Below are 23101 nucleotides of genomic sequence, written 5' to 3'. Positions count from 1 at the left end.
GTAGGCGGGATTATGTAAATAAACGCTTAGCGGCTAGGTGATAACCAACAGCATCTTTTATCGGATGCCGTTGGTTATTTTAGACAGAAATAATAAAGCCAAAGGTTACTGGCAATACTGTTTTAATACTTCCTGTTGGCTGGGTAAGAGCTTGTAGAGATAAACGGGTCGCCCAGTAGCACCATAAAGAACTTTAGTACTCAGAACTTCAGTATCAGAAAGATAAATCAAATATTTACGGCAAGAAACTCGTGAAATCCCAATAGCATTCGCCATCTGTTCAGTTGAGAACTCCCCATCCTGCATCTCTTGAATCCATTCACATACTGTACGCAATGTTTGTGCTGTTAGTCCTTTTGGTAATTTTTTGCGCTCAACAGGCGCTGAATTATTGCGCCGCAGTAATGTGTCCACATCTTCTTGGGCACAATATTCACGTTGTTCCAGCAAATTCTGTTTTTCGCGATAAGTTGAGAGCGCCTCTTCAAAACGCGAGAATTGAAATGGCTTAATTAAATAATCAACCACGCCATATTGCAGGGCTTTTTTGATGGTGTTTACATCAGTGGCAGATGAAATAACAATGACATCGGTATGTTCGCTGAATTCGCGTAATACCGGCAGCAAATCTAACCCGTTGTCTTGGCGCATAAACACATCCAGCAAAACCAGGTCAATGGGCTGTTCCGCTGCCATTAGATGCTCTCGGGCTTGCTGCAAAGTGGATACCGAGCCACAACAGTTGAAACCTGCAACCTGGCTCAGATAACACTTATTCAGCTCAGCCACCATTGCATCATCATCCACTATTAATACATTAATCATGATTTACCGCGCTGATGTTGTTTGACGAATTGTCACTAGAGGTCATGCTATTCGACGTTATATCGTAGGGAAGGCTAATAAAGAACTGTGTAAATACGCCCGCTTCCGAATCAAACTCAATACTACCACCAATACTCTCTAAACTTTGCCGAACCAGACTCAAACCAATGCCATGTTCATTGCCCTTGGTCGAAAAGCCATTATCAAAAATACGATCTTGTAACTCGGCAGCAATACCCGGCCCATCATCACTGACAACACAATGTATCCGGCCATTTTGATAATGAAAGCTAACATTAATTTCCCGCTGAACCTGATCTCCAATTGCTTCCATGGCATTCTCAATGAGGTTACCCAACACGGTAATCAAGGTGGTGGTCACTTGCTCATTATCAGTATCAGGTAAAAGGCTATCGTCACTGATTGATAATGTAATACCCAAATCACGAGCCCGATTGATTTTCCCTAACAGAAAACCGGCGATTACCGGAGATTTTACCTTGCGCAACAGAGAACCAATTTCTGCCTGATAATTATTTGATGTTTTGACAATATAGTCTTCGAGTTGCTGGTAATACTTCATATGTAATAAGCCCAGAATAACATGGAGCTTATTCATAAACTCGTGCGACTGCGCCCGCAATGCATCGGCATAATGGACCATGCCGGTTAGGCGTTGCATCAATTGGCTAACTTCTGTTTTATCTCGGAAAGTGGCAATTGCGCCGATAATATCGCCTTTCACCATCACAGGGACGGTGTTGGTCAGTAATATACTGCCATTAAAGTTTATCTCTTCATCGCGCCGTGCAATGCCGGTTTCCAGAACCTGCTGTAAATACAAACGTACCGGCCAGTATTTACTGGCATTGCTGAGTAATAAATTCTCCATCGGCCCACTTTGCTTAAACAAACGCTTCGCTTCATGATTAACCACAGTAATACGTGAGTCAGCATCAACGGCAATAACACCCTCTTTAATGGATTGCAGCATCGCGTTACGTTGTTCGAACAAATTAGATATCTCGTAGGGCTCAAAACCCAGCATAATTCTTTTAAGCGCTTTCACTAAGAACCACGTTCCCAGAGAGCCAATTAATGCGCCAAATAAAATGGTCCAAGGGATAGTCCAACGAGTTTCACTGACTACGGAGTCAATACTCGTAAGAGAAATACCAATCGCCACCACGCCAATTTGTTTCCCGTGGGGCTCATAGATAGGAATGAAAATACGCAATGCACGTTCTAATACGCCCCGGTTTATGGCGCTATTCTCTTTACCTTCTAATGCGGGTTGCAGATCATTACCAATAAAACGCTGGCCGATCATCTCAGGATTAGGATGTGAATAACGGATGCCTTTCATATCAGTAACAACAATGAATAGCAGGTCATTAGCTTGCTGAACTTCGTGGGTATAGGCCTGTATTTGCTGCCCGGCCACTGGATCACTTAATCCTTTAATTATCGTGGGCGAAAAAGATAATGCCCGCGCCACGGCAACGGCTTTGTCTTGCAAACCCTCTTGTGCCATCCGACTGAGCTGAACAAAGAACAGTGTATGGACCACCAATAGCACAGACACAATCACTCCAGAGACCATCAATGTGATTGAAGTGCTAAGCCGTAACGGCACTTTTTGCTTTCCTGCCGTTGTTGCGTTATTCATGTCATGCTCCAGAGACACTGGCCTGAGGGTCTATCAGACGTCTAGATTGATGAAATGGGTGCGGTATAACGAGTGGCAAATCAAAATATGTGAGCAGCCAAAATCGCTCTATAGTTTACGCTGTTTATTCTATAGGATGCTAAGACTTAGGGTTACTTTAGCTACTTAACTATTTATATAGTTATCAAATTTACTACCTTTGGTTGCTCCCTATGGCATGAAGGTGCATTGAGTGTTTTGCTAAAAATTAGGTTGATGAGTGATAGAGGCTGATGGCCAAATCAATTCTTTATTATTTATCCTTCCTGATGTGTTAGTGATGCTTTTTTGGGGGGGGATAAATTTTAGTATAAGGAAAAACCGCCGTTAATAATAATCGCCCACACTCCTGCGAGTTATCATTACACTATCTTTTCCTAGGACGATTATTAACTAACAGTTTGCCAGCAATATATCGCTATTATGCCGTATGAATACTCAATCACATGTTAATCTGCTACCACTAATTAAGTCATTTCGGATCTAATATGCTTAGCGCAGCCCATTAATGTCATGATACTGCAACAAAATTACTGTTCCTCCTACAGCTCAAAGATAATCAATGTATTGAAAACAACTGATATACAGTTTTCTTAACCTAGGATATCTTACTCTAAGAATTTCATGATCATTTGATAAAACCGAGAATCAAACAAGCGGCGAATTGTTATTACCATTTCATATAAATTAAAACGTAGAAGTATTTCTGGCACTTTTAATAAGTTATAGAGATAAAAAAGACAGAAAAATAAACAAAAGGTAAACGGGAGATAACTATATGCCTAAAGATGATAGCAAGAATGGAATTATCGACTACGTATCAACTGGGCATCTGCCAGATCCAGACACCGTGGTTAATTTGATACAAGAAGCCCATAAACGTTTTGGTAGTGATACTGAAGGTGTAGTTTCTACGGTTTACCCGGCATTAGAACGTATTCCTCCTCATCTCTTTGGGGTGTGTATGGTCGGCACAAACGGCACAGTGCATTCAGCCGGTGATGTGGACTATGAATTTACCATCATGAGTGTCTCCAAGCCGTTTGTCTTTGCTTTAGTCTGCCAGGCCATTGGGGCAAAAGCTGCTCGCGAAAAACTGGGGGTTAATAGCACGGGAATGGCATTTAATTCCGTCACTGCCATTGAGCGCGCAGCTGATGGGCGCACTAATCCGATGGTTAACTCCGGTGCAATTGCAACCACCAGTTTGGTGCCCGGAGCGACCAGTGATGAACAGTGGAAATTCATCTATGACGGTTTGTGCAGTTTTGCGGGCCGTGAATTGACTCTGAATGAGGAAGTCTATCAATCCGCCTGCGAAACCAACTTCCGTAACCGCGGTATTGCCAATGTGTTGGAAGGTTATGGTCGTCTGGGATGTGACCCGATGATTGCCACCGACTTATATACTCGCCAATGTTCGTTGAATGTTAGCGCCCGTGATCTGGCGGTAATGGGGGCGACTTTGGCTGATGGCGGGGTTAACCCACTGACTCGTGAACGGGTGGTGGATAACGATGTATGCCATTACGCTTTAGCCGTCATGGTCACCGCGGGGTTATACGAAACGTCCGGTGAATGGCTTTATGACATCGGCCTGCCCGGAAAAAGCGGTATTGGCGGTGGGATAGTGACAGTGTCACCTGGGAAGGGTGGGCTGGGGACTTTTGCGCCATTACTTGATAGCGCAGGCAACAGTGTCAAAGGTCAGCTGGCTGCCCGTTTCTTATCACGTAGTCTTGGGATGGACATGTTTGTTTCTGAGCCTTACACCGAAAAAAGTTGAGCTGTGAGAGTCAGGTAGAGCTCGCAAGCCGTTTATGGCTCACATCATCGTGTGCTGTAAAAACGGATTGAGCTTAAACCCTACGTTATTCAAAAAATGCCTTCAAAAGGATAGATATATTTATGGCGAATCAATCAGCTCACCGCGCAGGTGCGGAAGTTAAAGAGTCTTGGGTGCCGATGATAACCATCGCATTGGCTCAGATTCTGATGTCATTTAACGTTGCCTCCCTGCCGGTAGCGTTGGGCGGTATGGTCAAAAGTTTTAATGTGCCACCGACGACAATTGCAACCGCGATCGTCATGTACTCATTGTCCGTTGCCGGTTTCGTGATGTTGGGTGCCAAACTTAACCAACGTTTCGGGCCATTGGTGGTATTCCGCAGTACTGTTCTGCTGTTTGGTATTGCACAGGTCATGATGACATTTAGTCCGAATGTGACTGTGATGATCAGTGCGCAGGCATTAAGTGGTCTAGCAGGGGCGGCATTAGTGCCCGCACTGGTGGCACTGATTGCTGAAAACTATCGTGGTACGCAACAGGCGACCGCGCTTGGGGCTCTGGGTTCTGCCCGTGCGGGTGCAGGGGTGGCGGCATTCCTGATAGGTGGTGTGCTAGGAACTTACATCGGCTGGCGTCCGGCATTCGGTATATTGATAGCATTGTCTGCAATCATCTTTGTGTTGAGTTTCCGTTTGAAATCAGACCAAGGCCGCCCAGACGTTGGCATCGACATCATTGGTGTGATTCTGGCGGCATCAGCGATTATTTTGCTGTCGTTTGGCTTTAATAACCTCAACCGCTGGGGCTTTGGCTTGGTGCGTGATGGAGCACCTTTCGACCTGTTAGGCTTCTCGCCAGCACCCTTTATGATTGTGTTGGGTATTGTGTTAGGCCAAGCGTTTGTTGTCTGGACTCGCCGTCGGCAAGAGCAAGGTAAAACGCCACTGCTAGCACTGGAGGTCATTACCTCACCTACTGAAAAAGCAGCCGTATTTGCTATGTTCGCAGTGGTAGCGCTGGAAGCTATGTTGAACTTCTCTGTTCCACTGTATATCCAGATAGTGCAGGGCAGTACCCCCATGGCGACGGCGATTGCCATGATGCCGTTTAACTTGTCAGTATTTTTCTCGGCGATGTTGATTGTTCGTTTCTACAAGAAACTGACGCCGCGTAAAATTGGCCGTTATGGTTTCATCATTTGTACTATTGCCTTGTTATGGCTGGCGTTTGTGGTACGTAATAACTGGAGTGAATTCGCAGTACTCTTTGGTCTGGTGGTATTTGGCTTGGCTCAAGGGGCGCTGGTGACCTTACTGTTCAACGTGCTGGTCAGTGCATCACCGAAAGAGTTGGCGGGTGATGTTGGTTCATTACGTGGTACCACGAACAACCTGGCAAACGCCATTGGTACGGCGGTTGCCGGTGCTTTGCTGGTGGGTTTGTTAAGTGCCAACGTAATGCGTGGCGTGGCTGAAACCCCAATCCTGACACCTGAGATTCAGGCGCAAGTTAATATGGACAGCATTAACTTCGTGAGTAATGACCGCTTGCAAGGTGTGTTAGCGCAAACCACGGCAACCCCAGAACAAGTAGCAGAGGCGGTACGTGTTAATGAGGAAGCTCGCCTTCGCTCGCTGAAATTTGGTTTGCTGATTATGGCGTTGTTATCACTGCTGGCTATCTTCCCAGCGGGGCGATTACCTAATTACTTGCCAGGTGAATTACCGGCGGATAATTTGGATAAAAAAAGCCGTAAATAAGCTGCAATCACCATTGATGTAATACCAGAGACGGACAGTGTTATGCACTGTCCGTTTTGCATTAAATTCTACTGGGTCGGCGTTAGCACAGTAATGGATGAAAACTGCAAGTGATGCATAAATTCACGTAAAATCAGTAAGCGTGCGGCAAATTCATTATCTGCCGGGATCCCTTCTGATGCTGCGGGTCTCCCCATCATCACTGCGGCTAAGCGGTCAAACATGCGCTCCATTGATTCGAGTGACAGGGTCATTTCAGTTTGCGGCGGTAAACCTGCGAGTTGGGCGATAGTGCAGATATGGCTGTCGGCAGTAATCAGTTGTGATGCTCTGTTGACCGCAGGGCTAATACGGATAACTTCATCTTCAACCACCATAATGGCGGTTTCCATCTCATCAGCTGTCGGCGGATTGTGCCTAAAATAACCTGAGGCAATATTATTAAAGCCAACAGTAAGATGCTGTTCAGCGGCAGCCATACCTGGGTTATCAGTCACCACCGTCGTAGACTCATTGCCAATATATAATAAGGTTATTAACCGATTATCACCGAGTGCTGCGCGAATATTTTCATATTCTGTCTGAATATCATTCATATCGAACCGCCTAAAAAAGTTATCGGTCACTCACTCAAGCTCTGTGGTGCTAGTCGCCTGATTCATGCATACCGCGTGTTTTTTGAGTAGAGAGTTGCGGTACGCCCCGCATTTTTAAACAAAAATTCAAAAGACTAAATATTTTTTGATGCTGATCAAGACACATTTCCCTTGTTTAGTGTTAATGTAAATAAATCTCATTATCAACTTCATGTGCGTTTATCATTATGCGAATTTGGCACAAGTTTTTTCTGCTTTGTTGCTGTTGGTGGTTATCAAGCTCTATCGCTTGGGCTAATCCAGATTACCAGCAGTGGGTCAACGATATCCAATCCCGCCTCGATAAAACTTCCCAGTTATATCAACAGAAGAATAATGACGAAGCCCGCACTATGGTGCAAATGGCGTATTTTGAAGTTTTTGAGAACCTCGAAGGGCCAATTCGAATCAATATTTCGGCACAAAAAAGCTATCAGATGGAAGCCGCCTTTGGTGAAATCCGCCGGATGATCGGTGAGGGGAAACCTCAAGCTGAAGTTGATAATAAAATTAACTGGCTTAAAAGCGAACTGACCGGGGTGCTGCCGGTTCTGACTGATGGGCACAAACTGACGGCTGAACAGCAACATGCCACTTACGAAAATAACGATATTGCCGTGTATTGGCAGCAAAGTTTCAAGATTATCGATGACTTACTGGCTCAGGCTATCACTGAATATCAAGACGGTAACTTCGCTGCTGCCAGCCAAAGTGTGCAACAAGCCCATTATCAGGGCTTTAAAAACTCTGAAATGGAAATGTCTGTACGAGGAAATCGCTCCTCACAGCAAGCGGCGGCCATTAACCAGCAATTTACGGCATTAATTGATTTAACCAGCCAGCCGGATCAAATAACAGAGGTTGCCTATCGGGTCACCGGGTTGCTTCAAACCATTGAGGATATCCTTCCTGGGTTGCCAACCACTCGTGAACAGCAGCAAGTTACCGCCGATCAGCCAGCGGCCGGGCAATCTTCTCCTACCGCTGGCAATTCTGACGGGCAAATCAATGCTGATTGGGCCGCCGTTTCCAACAAAATAAACCAGTCAATTAATGAAGCTATTAGTCAATATCAACAAGGGCAGACCACCCCTGCGATGATGGCGGTACAGGATACCTATTTTGATTTGTTTGAAGCCAGCGGCATGGAGAACAAGGTTGGCTCACGCGATGCGGCATTTAAATCAACATTAGAAGGGCATTTCACCCGCTTAGTCAGTTTGATGAAAGCAGGCCAACCAGTCGAGCAATTACAAGCAGAGGCCCAGGCCTTACAAAAGGATCTGGCCAGTGCGGTAGAGATGCTCGGTGGTGGGGATGAAACCGATTGGAGCCTGTTTATTTACAGCCTGCTTATCATTGTCCGCGAAGGTCTGGAAGCCTTACTGATTGTGGCCGCAATCGTTGCCTATCTGGTGAAAAACAACCATCAGGATAAATTATCGCTGATTCGCCAATCTGTGGTGGTGGCTTTAATCGCCAGTGTGCTGACAGCCTTTGTCTTCCAATGGTTGTTTGCCAATTCAGGGCAAAGCCGTGAACTACTGGAAGGCTTCACCATGATGATTGCAGTGGTCATGCTGTTCTCCATGAGCTATTGGCTGCTCTCGAAGACAGAAGCGCGCCAATGGAAAGCCTATCTTGAAGGTAAATTCTCCAAATCACTCAGTAGTGGCTCCATGGTAGGGCTGTGGCTGACCAGTTTCCTGGCGGTGTACCGCGAAGGGGCTGAAACGGTCTTGTTCTATCTGGCCCTGATGGGCGACGCCAGCACAACAAGTGGTCACTTGTCGATTTTAGCCGGCTTTGGCGTTGGCTGTGTCATTTTGCTGGCGGCCTATCTGGTTATGCGCTTTACCGTAGTCAAATTGCCACTGAAACCTTTCTTCATCTTTACCGGTGGCTTTATGTACCTAATGGCATTTGTATTTGCCGGTAAGAGTGTTCTTGAGTTGATTGAAGGCAAACTGTTTGAGCCAACACTGTTGCCGGGTGTACCTGAAATTAGTTGGTTGGGGATCTATCCATATCTGGAAACCTTGATTCCTCAAGGGATACTACTGATTGCTGCGCTGGTTGCCCTTTGGGTAATGCAACGGCGTGGTCGTGCTATCCCAGCATGATGGTCCGGCATAATGCCGGTGTGAATAACGACAACGTACTTATCATTTGATACCAGAGGGTGTGCTACATGACCATGAAGAAAACGATTATTGCCAGCAGTATCATTGCCAGCATTTTTGCAGCACCTGCTGCCTTTGCCTTTAAAGAGTATCCAGCTGGCGAACCTATCAAAATTAATGATATGGAAATTGCAGCAGTCTACTTACAACCGATTGATATGGAACCTCGTGGTATGGGCTTGCCAGCGGCAAAGGCAGACATCCATCTGGAAGCTGATATCCATGCTACCGAAGGTAATAAAAATGGTTTTGGTGCCGGTGAATGGATGCCATACCTGACTATCGCTTATACCTTGGTGAATACCGACACTGGCGCTAAACAAGAAGGCACGTTCATGCCAATGGTGGCCAGCGACGGCCCACACTACGGCGCTAACATCAAAATGATGGGCGTAGGTAACTATAAAGTGACTTATCATATTAGCGAGCCGTCTAAAGCGGGTCTGCATCGCCACACAGACAGTGAGACCGGTGTTGGTCGCTGGTGGAAACCTTTTGATGTGAGCTACGACTTTAAATATACCGGCTTGAATTGATAATGATGACCGCGATGGCTAATACCGTTATCGCGGTTTTTCTTTATGGCTGAAAAGCTAAAGCATGGTTGTTATCAATCCCTGCAAAAACGTTATGGTCGTCAATAGAAGATTGTCAGTAACAACGTATTACGCAAGGCCATGATTTCTCTGCCCAAGGTGTGCTAATGAGTTATTTTTTTGTTTCCGTATTACAAGCCTTTCTACCTGTGGCGCTGTTACTAGGGCTTAGTTGGGCTGTTCGGCCCGCTCCTGCGCTAAATCGGGTCATATGGATAACAATACTCATGGCCATTGCAGGAGTGTGGGCCGGTAGCCATTACCCTAAATCTCAGCAATTGCAGCTCGTGCTGGCAGTGGTTCAGCTTGTTGCATTGCTGTTATTCCTATGCAGTCAATTGATTCTCCGCCAATCATTAGGCTATCTCTGGCAGATTCTGTTGGTATTGGGGGCCGCATTCAATTGGGGCAATAACCCAAATCTTGGGGCCTTTACCAACACCCACGTAATTAATACTGACCTGTTGCTCAATCTGGCCGCCATTGTGATGGCGTTCGCTTGGGTTGTCTTCAGCGCAGTACTGTTGTTGATGATGATTAGGCAATTGCCGCGTTGTCGCTGGCCATTACTGCTGCTGTTGACACTATTATTGATTTTACCGCTGAGTGGCGATGCGATTCTGCTGCTGATGAAGTTACAGGTACTGCCATTAACTAAATCACTACTCAGCTATGTTGCATTAGTCACCAATGGGCATGCCTGGCTAAGCTACATTTGCGCGCTACTGCTGGCGTTTACGACACTGTGCTATTTCATGCCATTGCGGCAGGCAAGCCGGGTTGTCAGTGAAAATGCAGAACCTATTGCTCACCGTAAGGCTTTGGCTGATTACCGCAATGTACGCCGTATTTTGCTCTTCTCCTTGCTGGCGTGGGTTGTAGTGGCGGGTGCCCAGCTTTACTGGGACAAAATTGCCTCTCAACCTCCTCAATTATCTGAAGCTTTGCCCGTCACACTTGCCGCTGATGGGTTGGTTCATATTCCGGTTGAACAAGTACGAGATGGCAAATTACACCGTTTTGTCTGGGTTGCTGATGATGGCAAAGCTGTTCGTTTCTTTATCATCAACCGCTACCCGGACCGGTTGCGCCTTAGCGTCGTTTTTGATGCCTGTCTGCTATGCGGTGATCAGGGCTACGTGATGGAGGGTAATCAGGTTATTTGTGTCGCCTGTGCAGTGCATATCTTTATTCCATCAATTGGCAAAGCTGGGGGATGCAATCCTATCCCATTGGAAGACTGGAAAAGCGATGATAAAGAGTTAGTGATTCCTAAAGCTTCTCTTGAGGCGGGAGTTAATTACTTCACCACCGTCGTTACGTTAGATGTGATTGACCCGGTTGATAAAAGCCACCTGACCAACCAAAAAGCCGACTACAAATACAGTTATAGCGACAAAACTTACTTCTTCTCATCTGAGGCGAATTACAACCGTTTCCGTGAACATCCGGAGCAATTTGTTACTCCAGTTACCCATGCTGAAGACAGTAGCGATACGCAGGAGAATCCATAATTATGCTGTGGCGCATGCTAAAACAGTCTTGGTTTAGGAATGTCCGGCGCAAATCGTTGGCGGTATTCACGGTGTTCCTTGCCGCAGGGTTGATTTCTTCACTGTTGGCGGTGTCAATCGACATTGGCGATAAAATGTCGCGTGAGCTCAAATCCTATGGTGCCAATATTCTGATTGAGCCCGCGGGTCAGGTTGCGCTGCCATCATTATTTGGCGAGAAAAGTAACCCGCTAACCGGGCAGGACTTTTTGGATCAGGCAGAGTTGCCCAATATTAAAGATATCTTCTGGCGCAATAATATCGTTGGTTTCGCGCCGCTGCTGAGTGGCGAGACTGAAGTCAACGGCCAGGATATCCCGCTACTGGGAACCTATTTTAATCAGCCGGTTGACGTGCCAGATGAAGAGGATTACCACACCGGGCAGCAAATTATCAGCCCTTATTGGCAGGTTAATGGGCATTGGCCACAAGAGCCAGTTAAAGCCGATGCCACTGAAGTTGAAGCATTGCTCGGTAAACAACTAGCACAACAAACCGGCTGGAAAATAGGCGATGAGTTGCATCTCAACGGCGTTTCTGGCCCGTTAACTGTGAAAATAAGCGGGGTGCTCAGCAGTGGTGGTGAAGAAGAGGGCCGCTTGGTATTGCCGCTCGCCGCTGTCCAATCGCTGCTAGGGCTGCCGGGCAAAATTCAGGCTGTGAGGGTTTCGGCCCTGACGGTGCCGGAAAACGAGTTATCGCGCAAAGCGCGTGACAATCTGGAAGCACTGAATGCCGAAGAATATGACTTGTGGTACTGCACCGCCTATGTCTCTTCAATTGCTCATCAACTTGAAGAGGCAATATCGGGTTCAGTGGTTCGCCCTATCTGGCAAGTGGCAGCTTCTGAAGGGGTAGTGATTGAGAAAATACAGTTGTTGTTGGCGGTAGTCACCTTGGCGGCACTGATTGCTGCGGCTATGGGCATCGCGTCACTGATGACCAGCACAATTATGGAACGGGCGAAAGAGATAGGTTTAATGAAAGCCTTAGGTGCGCGGCAGTGGCAAATTTTGATGCTGTTCTATCTTGAAGCCGCCACCAGCGGTCTTATTGGCGGCTTAGCCGGTTGTCTGGCCGGTTGGGGATTGGCAAAAGCTATCGGCTTAATGCTATTTGGTGCACCGCTAAGTTTTGCCTGGATGGTCGTGCCTTGTGTATTGGTGATATCGGTTTTAATTGCCGTCATTGGCACTTGGTTCCCTGCTCGGCGTATTGCCCGTCTTTATCCGGTGGAGGTGCTCTATGGCCGCTAATCATCGGGTAGTACAACATAAAGGTTTGGATGGGATGTTTTGGCGGTTGGTGCTGCGCGCCTTGCGCCTGCGGATGCAGCGGGTCAGTGTGGTGTTTGCCGCACTGACGGTTGGCGCGGCGATTGTCACGGCGATGTCGGCGGTTTACTTTGATATTAATGCCAAAATGAGCCAGGAGTTACGTACTTTTGGTGCAAACTTTTATATCGGCCCAGGACACGGCAGCACATTTGCGCAGGGGCAGTTCCAGCCAATTATTGATGCTGCACCACCAGGGCTTATCAATGCCTCAAGTCCCTACATTTATGGTATGGCGCGCACGGAGCTGGAAAAAGTCGTATTGATGGGGGTGTGGTTTGAATCTCTACAGCAACTGGTACCTTACTGGCAAGTGAGCGGTAACTGGATTGGCGTCAGTTTTGACGACCGCAACGCAATGATTGGCATCAAACTGGCCGAGCGCTTACATGTCAAAGTGGGCGACACCATCACTTTGGTCAATGAAGGTGAACGCCAACGTCTGCAAGTCAAAGGTATTGTGGAGGCAGGAGACGCCACGGATAACATGCTGATCGTCAATCTGGAATTGGCGCAGAAATGGCTCCATCAACCGGGGCGTATCAGCAATGCACTGCTGAGTGTCAGCAATGATGTAGGCCAGGTCGAAACCTTCGCCAGCCACCTTCGTGAGCAATATCCAGACCTTGAAATCAGGCCGATTCGTAAGGTTTCCGCTTCTGAGGGGCAGGTGCTTGATAAGATCAAAGGGCTGATGGGGTTGGTCTCGGTGGTTATCCTTATTTTGTCATCTTTATGTGTCAATACCACGCTAATGGCGATAGTGGGCGAGCGCTCGAAAGAGTTTGCTTTGCAAAAAGCGCTGGGTGCCAGTGGTGGGGATATTATTCGTCAAATGCTGACTGAAACCTTAATTATATCGCTGGCTGCTGCTGTCTGTGGTGCCCTGTTAGGTTATGTGTTGGCGCAGGTCTTGGGGCAGACCGTGTTTAGCGCGGCAATTGCTTTGCGTGCACCGGTATTACCGCTGACATTGATATTGTCATTGTTAGTGGCCGCAGTGGCGGCAATTGTTCCCACCCGTCGGGCTATTCATATTGAACCCGCTAAAGTCCTGAAAGGAGAGTAGCAAATGACATCGCCACTAACACGGGTGAAACCTGAATACGCCGCAGATGCGGTGATTGAAACCCGGCACTTATATAAGCGTTTTGGGCAGGTGACGGCACTTGATGACATCAATATCCGCATTAATCGTGGTGAGTTTGTCGCCATCATGGGAGCCTCGGGCTCGGGTAAAACTACATTGATGAATATCCTGACCTGCCTGGACACAGTCAGTGAGGGGCAAGTGCTGCTCGATGGCATTGATGCTGCGGGTCTGGATGAAGAAGGCCGCAGAAAGTTTAGGGCGGACAAGATAGGCTTGGTTTTTCAACAATTCCACCTTATTCCTTATCTAACCGCACTAGAAAATATCATGCTGGCGCAGCATTACCACAGTGTGGTGGATGAAGATGCCGCTCGGCAGGTATTAGAACAAGTTGGGATGACACCCCGTATGGGCCATTTACCTAGCCAGCTTTCCGGTGGCGAGCAGCAACGCGTCTGTATTGCTCGGGCTCTGGTCAATCAACCTCCCATCATATTTGCTGATGAACCTACGGGTAATCTTGATGAAGAGAATGAACAGCGGGTTTTGGACTTGCTAAACCACATTCATCGTCAGGGCAGAACGATTGTTATGGTTACCCACAATCCAGATTTAGGCTGTGTTGCTGACCGGATAATTCGGCTTCAGCACGGTAAATATCTTAATGAAGAGAGTCGTCATCATGTGGCGTAATCGATTAAAAGTAGCCGGGTTGTGCGGCTTACTGTTGTTACTCAGTGCCTGTAAACAAGAGGAAGTCGCCGTGGGTGAGGTTGCCCCTCAATTGGCGGCTTATGACCTGCAAGGTAAACCGGTTGCACTCGATAAATGGAAAGGCAAGCAAGTATACCTTAATTTCTGGTCAGCAAGCTGTGGTGGTTGTCTGGCTGAGATGGCAGCTTTAGATAAGCTGAGTCAGGAATACCAAAATGATATCGTGGTGGTTGCCATTAATACTGATCCTGAACAGGTGGATATTAATCCGGTATTAGCCCAGCGTAATATCAGTTATCCCGTGATTCGGGATCAATTGGGTATCACGCAGGAGCGCTATCAAGTCATTGGCACACCAACCTCGTTTATGATTGACCGTAATGGCAAGGTAACGCAATTGCATCAAGGTGCGCGTAATGAAAAAGATCTCGCGACGTTGTTCCAACAATGGGCCGCGGGGGCGTAATGAAAGTATTGCTGGTGGCTATGAGTGCGGTGATGTTCAGCGCAACCACTCAGGCCGCAATTAACGGCGAACATATCTACAAACAGACCTGCTCAAGCTGCCACGGGCGTATGGCTGACCGCAAAGGTTTGGATAAAGCTCCGCCCTTGATATCACTGTCTCGCGATGAAATTGTTGACGGGCTGACTGCTCGACGCGATGGTAAAATTGTTGGCCGAGGTAACAAAGCCAAAGCTCATCTGACTGACGATGATATTCAAAAGTTGGCCGATCACATTGAAAGTTTAAAAACGGCGAAACCGAAAATACCTCAGTAGCATAGCGTCAGCCGGTTGATTATTAGGCGCGAACAATGGTGATGGTAAAATATCGCTATGCTATAGCGCCTTGCTCGTTTGTGGGACTTCGCCACTTCATTTGGTCACATTAATGCTGTATTATATGTTGCATATTAAATGCATCTTTAAGTTATGTGAGGAATATCAGCATGGAAAATAGATCAGAGCTACTTTGTTATAAACAATTGCCTGTCTGGAACAGTGCTGGCGTGCCAGCGATGTTTCGCGAAAAGCATAATACTAAAGCAGGAACTTGGGCCAAACTGACCATTCTGAGTGGCGAAATGGATTTTCTGATCCTTGACGAGGCGGGCAATACCTTGGAAAGGCATTCATTCTCTGGTGAGCATCAACCGCCGTTTATTGAGCCGCAAGTCTGGCATCGTATTGCGGGTTGTTCAGATGACCTGCAATGCCAACTCAGTTTTTATTGCACTCCGGAAGATTTTTACCATAAGAAATACAATTTAACGCCGACACATTCTGAAGTGATTGCCGCAGTGAAAACCGTTAAACCGGGGAAAGCTCTGGATTTAGGCTGTGGTTCTGGGCGTAATTCACTGTATCTGAACTTATTAGGTTTTGATGTCACCGCCGTAGATAAAAATGGCGATAGCATTAGCAATTTACAGCAGATTATTGCACAAGAAGAACTGCAAAATATTACTGCCAATACTTACAACATCAATGAAGCGAGTTTAGATAATCGTTACGATTTTATTCTCTCGACTGTGGTGTTGATGTTCCTACAGCCGGAAAGAATTCCACATATTATCAATAATATGCAGGAATGTACTTTGCCCGGTGGCTACAATCTGATCATCTCCGCCATGTCGACTGATGACTTCCCTTGTACCGTGCCTTTCTCCTTCACATTAAAATCAGGTGAGCTGAGTCAGTATTATAAAGACTGGGATATCATTAAATACAACGAAGATGTTGGGCAATTACATAAAACCGATGCTCAAGGCAACCGAATAAAGCTGCGCTTTGCGACGCTATTGGCGAAAAAGCCATAATTATAGCGTTGCCCATAACTTGCTGCCTCGCGATTTTTAGCGCTCGATAAAATAACCCGCTAGCTAGCGAGGCGGTAAGTTGGGTTCATTGCGTAAACAACTGACAATATAATCGATAAACACCCGCAATTTGGCGGGTAAATAGCGCGTCGGTGGATAAAGAAGCCATAAACCGCCACTGTATGAACTGATAAATCGCCACTCTGGTAATACCTGCACGATTAGCCCCTGCTGCAACGCTGCTCTGGCGGTAAAATAAGGCAAACTGCCGATACCTATATGTTGTAATACCGCATCCAACCTAACCCCAGTGTGGTTCGCTGCATAGCGGCCTTGCACTGCCACTGTAACCGCTTTGCTACCTTGTCGGAATTTCCAGCGTGCATCTCCCGGTGTTTCTCCCAGATAAATACAGCTGTGATGGGCCAAATCGTGGGGATGTAGCGGTGCTCCATAGGTAGCGAGATATTCTGGTGTGGCGCACAATAAATGTTCAATATCCATTAATTGCCGTCCAACCATCCCCGGCGGCGGCTGGTTGGTAATTCGAATCGCTAAATCTACATGTTCATCAATTAAGTCAACGTAGCGGTCATCTAATATTAACTGCACATCTATCTTGCTGTAGCGGCGTAAAAACTCAGGTATATAAGGATGAATGACAAAACGTCCCACGGCCTTCGGCACGCTGATGCGGATAAGGCCTTCTGGCTCTTGATTATACTGACCACTAACTTCCATTACCGAGTTGGCGGCGTTGAGCATCGCATTACAGCGCGTGAAGACCTCTTTACCACTGTCACTCAGCCGCAATTTCCGAGTTGTCCGTTGCAGTAACCGGGTTGTCAGTGCTTTCTCAAGTCGGCTGACACTGCGGCTAATGGCTGAAGGTGAAACGCCGAGTTGACGAGCAACAGCTGAAAAGCTGCCAGTCTCGACCACTTTCACAAAAATAGCCATTTCACTGAGCAGAGACAGTGGGAGATTTGTGCTTACAGCGCAATAGTCCTTTGAAGATGTGACGGATTATCACACCAGATTGACATCAATATAATCATAATGGAAATGATAAAAGGATAATGAGTATGACAACCCGTCTATTTTTTGAGAACGATATGCTGGCTACGCAGGTTGATGTTTTGAGCTGTACACCTGATGGTGGGCAGTTTGCCGTCATATTGTCAGCAACTATTTTTCATCCACAAGGTGGTGGGCAGCCATCAGATACCGGCTACATAGGGGATAGTCGGGTCATTCGTGTGGTTCAGCAGCAAGAGCAATTAATCCATTATCTGGAAACGCCTATAGCATTGGGATGTCATCAGGCCCGTGTCGACAGTGAGCGCCGTTTCCTAAATACGCGGATGCATTCAGCAGGGCATCTGATTGGCAATATTGGCGAAACCTATGGCTGGCTACCGGTGAAAGCGCATCATTGGCCGGGAGAAGGGCGGGTGTCGTTTAAGCGAGCAGAAACTCCGCAGCCCATTGATATTAATGCTATTCAGTTAGCTTTAGATGAATTAACTCGCCAGGATTTGCCAAGAAAAATTTCAGTACAGGGAGATTTTCGTGCGGTCGGTTTTGGCGAGTTGCCGGCTTATGCTTGCGGCGGCACTCATGTCAGCTCATTGCAAGTGCTGGGTAAAGTTACCGTGCTGTCTATTTCTGAGAAAAAGGGAATTATGTCAGTCAATTATGCGATTGATTAATATATAGCCATATGTTGATATGGCGATTGCCTATTATTGGAATCATAACTCTACCCTTTAATACTGTTGAGAATTATTAACTAACTTCATTGATAATCATTATCACTGAGTGTAATAATATAATCCATATAGATTCGTGGAGTATGGATTGTGTCGAATGCAGCTGAAGCAATTTACCCTTTAACAACGGCGATTTCTGATGAAGTCGCCAGTTTGTTTGCTCGCACATTCGTCCACTTTTCTGAATCATTTTATGTCGATGCTGCTGATGTTCCCAAAGAAAGCATATCGCTAGAGCAGTGGTCGAATAGTTTGCCAATATTGATGCAAACGTATGAAAGCCACTACTACAGCGACACCGAACTTAATCCGAATCATAAAGCTCTGCACTCGCTGTGGGGGCAGTGGTATTTCGGTATGCTAATTCCACCTATGATTTTGCTGCTGCTGGCATTGCCTACAGCAATAGATACTCGCCCGGAAAGAGTCCGAATCAAGTTTCATACCACAGGGCGACCTGAAGCTATCTACTATCAACATCATTGGTTAGATAAATCACCGTCCTCTTTACTGGAACGACTCTATTTATTGCTCGATCATCATATTATTCCTGTTATGCGAAGAATAGAGCGCCAACCCAAAGCAAACATCCGGTTAATATGGAATAACATTGGCTATTTGATGTTTTGGTACTTGCGCGAGTTCGGTACTAAGTTGGGGGCTATTGATGGCTATGAGGATATTATCGAAAACCTATTTCTCACCTCAAGCCTGCCTGACGGGCGGGACAATCCTCTCTATCGCACTGTTATTCCACGCAATGGTGGTATGGAACGCCGTACTTGTTGCCAACGAAACAAATTGCCCGGTGTCGGCAGTTGCCTTGATTGCCCGTTAGAATCTCGCCTATAACCGGTATATGATTCAGCTTACAGAAAAGTAAGCCTTGCAGGGCATATTGGTGAATAACATGTTGGTGAATAAAGACTCAGTGGATAAAGAAAAAATTGCCCATTTAGATGCAGTGGGTCATAAGGCTCGCGCGGTTATGGAGCGGGAAGGGCTGGATGCTCTGGTGGTCACTGTCTGTGATAATTTCTATTATCTCACCGGGTTCGCTAGCTTTTTTATGTACACATTCCGCCATACCGGTGCAGCTGTCGCGATTATGTTTCGCGATGCGAGTATTCCTTCGCAAATCATCATGAATGAATTTGAGGCTGCCAGCGCACATTTCGATATGCCTAATATGGAGCTGAAAACTTTCCCTGTCTGGGTTGATGTTGATGATCCGCGTAATCCACTTAATCATCAGAAAAAGAGTGAGCGCCCTATTGGCCCACCGGTCGAGGCGGTTTTTAATTTAGTCAAATTGGCTCTAGATAATGCAGGCGTATTGGATAAGAAAATTGCGATTGAATTACATGCTATGTCCAATGGGGGAAAATGTGTTTTAGACCAAGTGGCTCCGGGGCTAAAGCTCGTTGATTCTACGCCACTGTTTAATGAAATAAGAATGATTAAAAGCTCTTGGGAAATTAAACACTTACGTAAGAGTGCTGAAATCACTGAATATGGCATTGCCAGTGCGATTAAGCATATCCGTGTAGGTTGCACCGCCGCAGAATTGACCGCAGCATTTAAAGCGGCAGTGATGAGTCATCGGGCGACGAATTTTTCTCGTTTTAATCTTATTTCTATCGGTGATAATTTCTCACCTAAAATGTTTGCTGATGAAACGCCGGCAAAGTTTGGCGATTTAATTAAGTTTGATTGCGGGGTGGATGTTGCAGGTTATGGCGCTGATCTTGCACGGACATTTGTGCTGGGTGAGCCAGACCCGCTAACACAACAGATATACGACACTATCAGAACCGGGCATGAGCATATGCTATCGATGGTCGCTCCTGGCGTGAAATTGAAAGATGTCTTTGATGCCACTATGGACGTCATTAAAAAGTCTGGTTTGCCTCATTATAATCGCGGCCATCTTGGGCATGGCGATGGTGTATTTCTGGGGCTGGAAGAGGCTCCGTTCGTCAGCACATTGGCAACGGAAACCTTTTGTCCCGGAATGGTACTCAGCTTAGAGACACCTTATTATGGTATCGGGATTGGCTCGATTATGCTGGAAGATATGATACTCATTACCGATAACGGTTTTGAGTTTTTGAGTAAACTAGACCGCGATCTGCTGCATTTCAATTAAGTTGTGTGCGACTTCTCATCTTATGCGAGCTAAGCCCATTTAAGAAAATAGACTCTGTGATTTTTTAATGGGGTCTATTTACTTCACCAATAAATAAGAAAGATGACTGAAAAAAGAGATATAAAATACACATATAAAATATAAGGTTAAGAGTGAAAAATGTTTTAACCTCTGGCTTGGATCAATTTTGTCGGCAGTGTCTAATTTTGTACGGTTTTATTTTTTTATTATAACGGGAGTGATAATTAACTCAGCCAGTAATGGTGTTTTTTTACAGACTCCAAATATAAAGAATCTTTTAGATATTCAAAATTCTAAGTAGCAGAGAATTCCATAAAACAACCCAAAAACCAAATCGTGCGGTCTTTTCACAGGATACTGTATCGCAGCATTGCCCTAGTAAAAATATTTAGTCTTTATTTTTCGCTTTTCTGAAGAATTTTCCACTAAGAATAATCTTAGTTGCATCCGGAGTAACGCCCATATCACATTTTCACCTCTATTAATCGCTGGAATAACAATATTCTATAATAATTCGACAATAGTATTTTCTTTCAACTATCCTATGTAACATGCTGTAATACATTCAAAGGACTTCATTTCATCATAATTCAACAATGAAAATGGATGTTTGCGAAGTAGCTTTTCTTGATCATCAAACAAGTTGCTGGCTTAAGGGTTATATAATGTATAACGCATTTACTACACTGCTGCGCCCGTTGCACCGGCACAGAATTACTTTATTAGCGCTATTAATTTCCGGCCTTTCAGTTAATCCTGTTTTGGCAGATACACAGTATGATTCATTAATCATTGAAGCCAGAGCTGGGAATACCGCGCCGGTCCTTGATTATTTACAAAAAGAATCCAAAGCTGGGCCGCTTAATAGCGGTCAGGTAGACGACTGGCTACAAATAGCAGGCTGGGCAGGGCGTGATCAGGAGGTGATTGACGTCTACGAAAGATATCACTCTTCAATGAATATCTCCTCGCGTGGTTTGGCCTCAGCAGCACGCGCGTATCGTAACGAAAAACGTTGGGATCAAGCTCTGGCTTTGTGGCAAAGCAGTTTAAAGAAAGACCCTACTAACCCCGACCTTATCACCGGCATGATCATGACGCAGGCTGATTCTGGGCGCGGAGGTGAGGCGCTGAAGCAAGCGACAGAGTTAACCGAGCGTGATCCTACTGCCAAAAACTATATGACTTTGTCTTACCTGAACCGCGCAACTAATCGTAATTATGATGCCTTGCAGGCTTCAAGTGAAGCGGTGCGATTGGCTCCTGAGTCTGAGGAAGTATTAAAAAATCACCTCGAGATTCTACAAAGAAACCGTATTGCCGATCCGGCATTACGACTTGCTCGTGAAAATCCGAAGCTAGTATCGGCTGAAGAATATCGCCAGTTGGAGCGAGATGCTGCCGCCGAGCAAGTTCGGATGGCGGTGCTGCCAACGCGCAGTGAAACCGAGCGTTTTTATATTGCCGACCAAGCGCTTGCTGACTATCAGGATTTGTTAACGCGCTGGAGTAAAATTCCTGAAGCACAGGCTGACTATCAGCGAGCGCGAATTGACCGGCTGGGCGCATTATTGGTTCGTCGTAATACGGCTGAATTAATTAAAGATTATGAAGCCATGGAAGCGGAAGGCTACAAAATGCCGGACTACGCTCGTCGCTGGGCCGCTTCTGCTTATATCGACCGCCGGATGCCAGAAAAAGCAGCGCCAATCCTGACCAGTCTGTATTACGCCGATGGCAAAACTTTCCGTAATAGTGATGATGTGATTGATGCTGATGATCTTTACTACGCACTGAATGAAAGTGAACAACTGGATAGAGCGCATCAATTTGCTAAGAACTATAGTGAGCAAACACCGTATCAGGTAGGGCTTTACGGTTTAAGTGGTAAAGAGCCTAATGTGGATTGGGTTGAAGCGCAGACGTTGTATATCCAATCTCTGGTTGCATTTAATGATCTGCCTGCGGCACAGAAAAAACTGACAGATTTATCCAGCACCGCGCCAGCTAATCAGGATTTAAGAATTGCCTTAGCCAGTGTCTATTTGGCTCGCGATTGGCCGCATAAAGCGGAACAAGAGTTGAAAGCGGTAGAGTCATTAGAGCCACGCAGTCTAATTTTGGAACGTGCGCAAGCTGAAACTGCCATGGACTTGCAGGAGTGGCGTCAGATGGAATTGCTCACTGATGACGTGATTGCCCGCTCGCCAGAAGATGTGCCCTCGCAAGAATTAGACCGCCAGCGTAAGGTTCATAATATGTATGAACTGCGTGTGACCGGTACCCGCACCATTTCGTCAAACAGTCCAGTCAGTGGCAACAAGGACTATGGCATTGAAACTCTGCTATATAGCCCACCGATTGCGGATAATTGGCGGGTGTTTGGTGGGGGGAGCTATGACAATGCGCAATTTGAAGAAGGGACCGGTATTAACCGGGTTATGCGTTTAGGCGGTGAATGGACTTCTCGTGACCTATGGGTCGAAGGCGAGATAAATAACCAGAACTACGGTTTTGGTAATAAAACCGGGGCGCGGTTAGCGACTTGGTATGATTTTAATGACCATTGGCGGGTTGGTGGTCAGGTTGAAAGACTGGCCAAAGACACGCCATTGCGAGCGTTGAAAAACAATATTTACGCCAACAGTGCTTCTGCTTTTGTGCTCTGGAAAGCCGATGATCGCCGTGATCTCGAATTCAATGTGACACCGTCAGATTATTCAGATGGTAACAAACGTTGGGAATATGAGCTCAATGGTCGCCAGCGTATTTGGACTGGGCCTTATCTGACTGCTGATTTCTCTCTTGGTCTGGCTGCAAGCACTAACACCAAAGAAGACGTGATTTACTACAACCCAAAGCGGGATTTCACCTACCTTCCTGCGGTCACTCTGAATCACATTATGTATCGCCGTTATAAAACAATCTGGAGCCAACAAGTGCAATTTGGTGTCGGTGGCTACTGGGAGAAAAACTACGGTAATGGTCTGGTAACTACGGCAAGTTATGGACAACGTGTCCAATGGAATGATGTCGTTGATACTGGTGTGTCCGTTATCTACGACAAGCGCCCTTATGATGGTGCTCGTGAGCATGACCTCTCGCTCGCTTTCGATTTGAATTACCGTTTCTAAGGGATCAGCGTT

19 protein-coding genes are annotated in these 23101 nt (G+C 46.3%); 15 read left to right on the top strand and 4 right to left on the bottom strand.

Annotation, left to right across the window (positions count from 1 at the left end):
• Positions 1 to 105: 105 nt before the first annotated feature.
• Both dcuR and N0H69_RS15900 read right to left on the bottom strand, forming a co-directional pair.
• Positions 106 to 825: a two-component system response regulator DcuR gene (gene dcuR / locus N0H69_RS15905; protein ID WP_050107373.1), complete on the bottom strand. Its 720-nt coding sequence runs from the start codon at positions 823 to 825 to the stop codon at positions 106 to 108.
• On the bottom strand, positions 818 to 2494 hold the full coding sequence (locus N0H69_RS15900) for a sensor histidine kinase (RefSeq protein ID WP_050151279.1): 1677 nt from the start codon (positions 2492 to 2494) through the stop codon (positions 818 to 820). Before N0H69_RS15900 ends, dcuR begins: the two co-directional genes overlap by 8 nt.
• An 817-nt stretch (positions 2495 to 3311) precedes the next feature.
• Between N0H69_RS15900 and glsA the strand changes: the two genes are divergently transcribed.
• Positions 3312 to 4319: a glutaminase A gene (gene glsA, locus N0H69_RS15895; RefSeq protein ID WP_050122035.1), complete on the top strand. Its 1008-nt coding sequence runs from the start codon at positions 3312 to 3314 to the stop codon at positions 4317 to 4319.
• Positions 4320 to 4441: 122 nt separating this feature from the next.
• Positions 4442 to 6082: an MFS transporter gene (locus tag N0H69_RS15890; protein ID WP_050107370.1), complete on the top strand. Its 1641-nt coding sequence runs from the start codon at positions 4442 to 4444 to the stop codon at positions 6080 to 6082.
• 68 nt (positions 6083 to 6150) lie between these two features.
• On the opposite strand, the gene N0H69_RS15885 is transcribed toward N0H69_RS15890, so the two are convergent.
• Positions 6151 to 6678, bottom strand: coding sequence for a hypothetical protein (locus N0H69_RS15885; protein WP_050107369.1), 528 nt, complete (start codon positions 6676 to 6678; stop codon positions 6151 to 6153).
• Between the two features lie 227 nt (positions 6679 to 6905).
• Here N0H69_RS15885 and N0H69_RS15880 point away from each other — a divergent pair, with 227 nt between their 5' ends.
• The 9 genes from N0H69_RS15880 to tehB all read left to right on the top strand — a co-directional run bounded on the left by N0H69_RS15880 (position 6906) and on the right by tehB (position 16013).
• A complete protein-coding gene (locus tag N0H69_RS15880) occupies positions 6906 to 8840 on the top strand; it encodes an FTR1 family iron permease (RefSeq protein ID WP_050146364.1) in 1935 nt (644 codons plus the stop codon).
• Between the two features lie 68 nt (positions 8841 to 8908).
• Entirely contained in the window at positions 8909 to 9436 is a 528-nt protein-coding gene (locus N0H69_RS15875; protein ID WP_004390794.1) for an iron transporter, read from the top strand.
• Between the two features lie 167 nt (positions 9437 to 9603).
• Positions 9604 to 11010, top strand: a complete 1407-nt coding sequence (locus tag N0H69_RS15870) for a Fe-S-containing protein (RefSeq protein WP_050151659.1) — start codon at positions 9604 to 9606, stop codon at positions 11008 to 11010.
• 2 nt (positions 11011 to 11012) lie between these two features.
• Complete coding sequence (locus N0H69_RS15865; RefSeq protein WP_050122046.1) at positions 11013 to 12305, top strand: ABC transporter permease; 1293 nt, start codon at positions 11013 to 11015, stop codon at positions 12303 to 12305.
• A gap of 34 nt (positions 12306 to 12339) precedes the next feature.
• Complete coding sequence (locus tag N0H69_RS15860) at positions 12340 to 13452, top strand: ABC transporter permease (protein ID WP_172665450.1); 1113 nt, start codon at positions 12340 to 12342, stop codon at positions 13450 to 13452.
• Positions 13453 to 13455: 3 nt separating this feature from the next.
• Positions 13456 to 14169, top strand: coding sequence for an ABC transporter ATP-binding protein (locus tag N0H69_RS15855; RefSeq protein WP_050107364.1), 714 nt, complete (start codon positions 13456 to 13458; stop codon positions 14167 to 14169).
• Positions 14159 to 14656 carry a TlpA family protein disulfide reductase gene (locus N0H69_RS15850; RefSeq protein ID WP_050151662.1) on the top strand — a complete coding sequence of 166 codons (498 nt, stop codon included), beginning with the start codon at positions 14159 to 14161 and terminating at the stop codon, positions 14654 to 14656. The genes N0H69_RS15855 and N0H69_RS15850 overlap by 11 nt, the downstream gene beginning before the upstream one ends.
• A complete protein-coding gene (locus N0H69_RS15845) occupies positions 14656 to 14973 on the top strand; it encodes a c-type cytochrome (protein ID WP_050151664.1) in 318 nt (105 codons plus the stop codon). Before N0H69_RS15850 ends, N0H69_RS15845 begins: the two co-directional genes overlap by 1 nt.
• Positions 14974 to 15143: 170 nt before the next feature.
• The gene (gene tehB, locus N0H69_RS15840; protein WP_050133887.1) at positions 15144 to 16013 is read left to right on the top strand and encodes an SAM-dependent methyltransferase TehB; all 870 of its coding nucleotides are present in this window, start codon (positions 15144 to 15146) and stop codon (positions 16011 to 16013) included.
• A 63-nt stretch (positions 16014 to 16076) separates the two neighbouring features.
• On the opposite strand, the gene N0H69_RS15835 is transcribed toward tehB, so the two are convergent.
• Complete coding sequence (locus N0H69_RS15835) at positions 16077 to 16973, bottom strand: LysR family transcriptional regulator (protein ID WP_050151665.1); 897 nt, start codon at positions 16971 to 16973, stop codon at positions 16077 to 16079.
• A gap of 125 nt (positions 16974 to 17098) precedes the next feature.
• Here N0H69_RS15835 and N0H69_RS15830 point away from each other — a divergent pair, with 125 nt between their 5' ends.
• From N0H69_RS15830 to pgaA, 4 genes are all read left to right on the top strand, one after another.
• Positions 17099 to 17725 carry a serine-tRNA(Ala) deacylase AlaX gene (locus N0H69_RS15830; RefSeq protein ID WP_050133889.1) on the top strand — a complete coding sequence of 209 codons (627 nt, stop codon included), beginning with the start codon at positions 17099 to 17101 and terminating at the stop codon, positions 17723 to 17725.
• Positions 17726 to 17875: 150 nt separating this feature from the next.
• Complete coding sequence (gene fhuF / locus N0H69_RS15825) at positions 17876 to 18637, top strand: siderophore-iron reductase FhuF (RefSeq protein ID WP_050133891.1); 762 nt, start codon at positions 17876 to 17878, stop codon at positions 18635 to 18637.
• Between the two features lie 79 nt (positions 18638 to 18716).
• On the top strand, positions 18717 to 19934 hold the full coding sequence (locus N0H69_RS15820; protein WP_050151741.1) for a M24 family metallopeptidase: 1218 nt from the start codon (positions 18717 to 18719) through the stop codon (positions 19932 to 19934).
• A gap of 686 nt (positions 19935 to 20620) precedes the next feature.
• Positions 20621 to 23089, top strand: a complete 2469-nt coding sequence (gene pgaA / locus N0H69_RS15815) for a poly-beta-1,6 N-acetyl-D-glucosamine export porin PgaA (protein ID WP_050151667.1) — start codon at positions 20621 to 20623, stop codon at positions 23087 to 23089.
• Positions 23090 to 23101 lie beyond the last annotated feature (12 nt).

The organism is Yersinia alsatica, from assembly GCF_025133195.1.
Lineage (GTDB): Bacteria > Pseudomonadota > Gammaproteobacteria > Enterobacterales > Enterobacteriaceae > Yersinia > Yersinia alsatica.
This window is presented reverse-complemented; position numbering and strand designations above follow the sequence as displayed.

Excerpts from the sequence above, each read along its gene's own strand:
- N0H69_RS15845 (WP_050151664.1), top strand. The coding sequence starts at position 14,656 with ATGAAAGTATTGCTGGTGGCTATGAGTGCGGTGATGTTCAGCGCAACC.
- N0H69_RS15875 (WP_004390794.1), top strand. The coding sequence starts at position 8,909 with ATGACCATGAAGAAAACGATTATTGCCAGCAGTATCATTGCCAGCATT.
- N0H69_RS15890 (WP_050107370.1), top strand. The coding sequence starts at position 4,442 with ATGGCGAATCAATCAGCTCACCGCGCAGGTGCGGAAGTTAAAGAGTCT.
- glsA (WP_050122035.1), top strand. The coding sequence starts at position 3,312 with ATGCCTAAAGATGATAGCAAGAATGGAATTATCGACTACGTATCAACT.
- N0H69_RS15850 (WP_050151662.1), top strand. The coding sequence starts at position 14,159 with ATGTGGCGTAATCGATTAAAAGTAGCCGGGTTGTGCGGCTTACTGTTG.
- N0H69_RS15865 (WP_050122046.1), top strand. The coding sequence starts at position 11,013 with ATGCTGTGGCGCATGCTAAAACAGTCTTGGTTTAGGAATGTCCGGCGC.
- N0H69_RS15870 (WP_050151659.1), top strand. The coding sequence starts at position 9,604 with ATGAGTTATTTTTTTGTTTCCGTATTACAAGCCTTTCTACCTGTGGCG.
- N0H69_RS15880 (WP_050146364.1), top strand. The coding sequence starts at position 6,906 with ATGCGAATTTGGCACAAGTTTTTTCTGCTTTGTTGCTGTTGGTGGTTA.
- N0H69_RS15885 (WP_050107369.1), bottom strand. The coding sequence starts at position 6,678 with ATGAATGATATTCAGACAGAATATGAAAATATTCGCGCAGCACTCGGT.
- tehB (WP_050133887.1), top strand. The coding sequence starts at position 15,144 with ATGGAAAATAGATCAGAGCTACTTTGTTATAAACAATTGCCTGTCTGG.
- N0H69_RS15855 (WP_050107364.1), top strand. The coding sequence starts at position 13,456 with ATGACATCGCCACTAACACGGGTGAAACCTGAATACGCCGCAGATGCG.
- N0H69_RS15830 (WP_050133889.1), top strand. The coding sequence starts at position 17,099 with ATGACAACCCGTCTATTTTTTGAGAACGATATGCTGGCTACGCAGGTT.
- dcuR (WP_050107373.1), bottom strand. The coding sequence starts at position 825 with ATGATTAATGTATTAATAGTGGATGATGATGCAATGGTGGCTGAGCTG.
- N0H69_RS15860 (WP_172665450.1), top strand. The coding sequence starts at position 12,340 with ATGTTTTGGCGGTTGGTGCTGCGCGCCTTGCGCCTGCGGATGCAGCGG.
- N0H69_RS15900 (WP_050151279.1), bottom strand. The coding sequence starts at position 2,494 with ATGAATAACGCAACAACGGCAGGAAAGCAAAAAGTGCCGTTACGGCTT.
- N0H69_RS15835 (WP_050151665.1), bottom strand. The coding sequence starts at position 16,973 with ATGGCTATTTTTGTGAAAGTGGTCGAGACTGGCAGCTTTTCAGCTGTT.
- pgaA (WP_050151667.1), top strand. The coding sequence starts at position 20,621 with ATGTATAACGCATTTACTACACTGCTGCGCCCGTTGCACCGGCACAGA.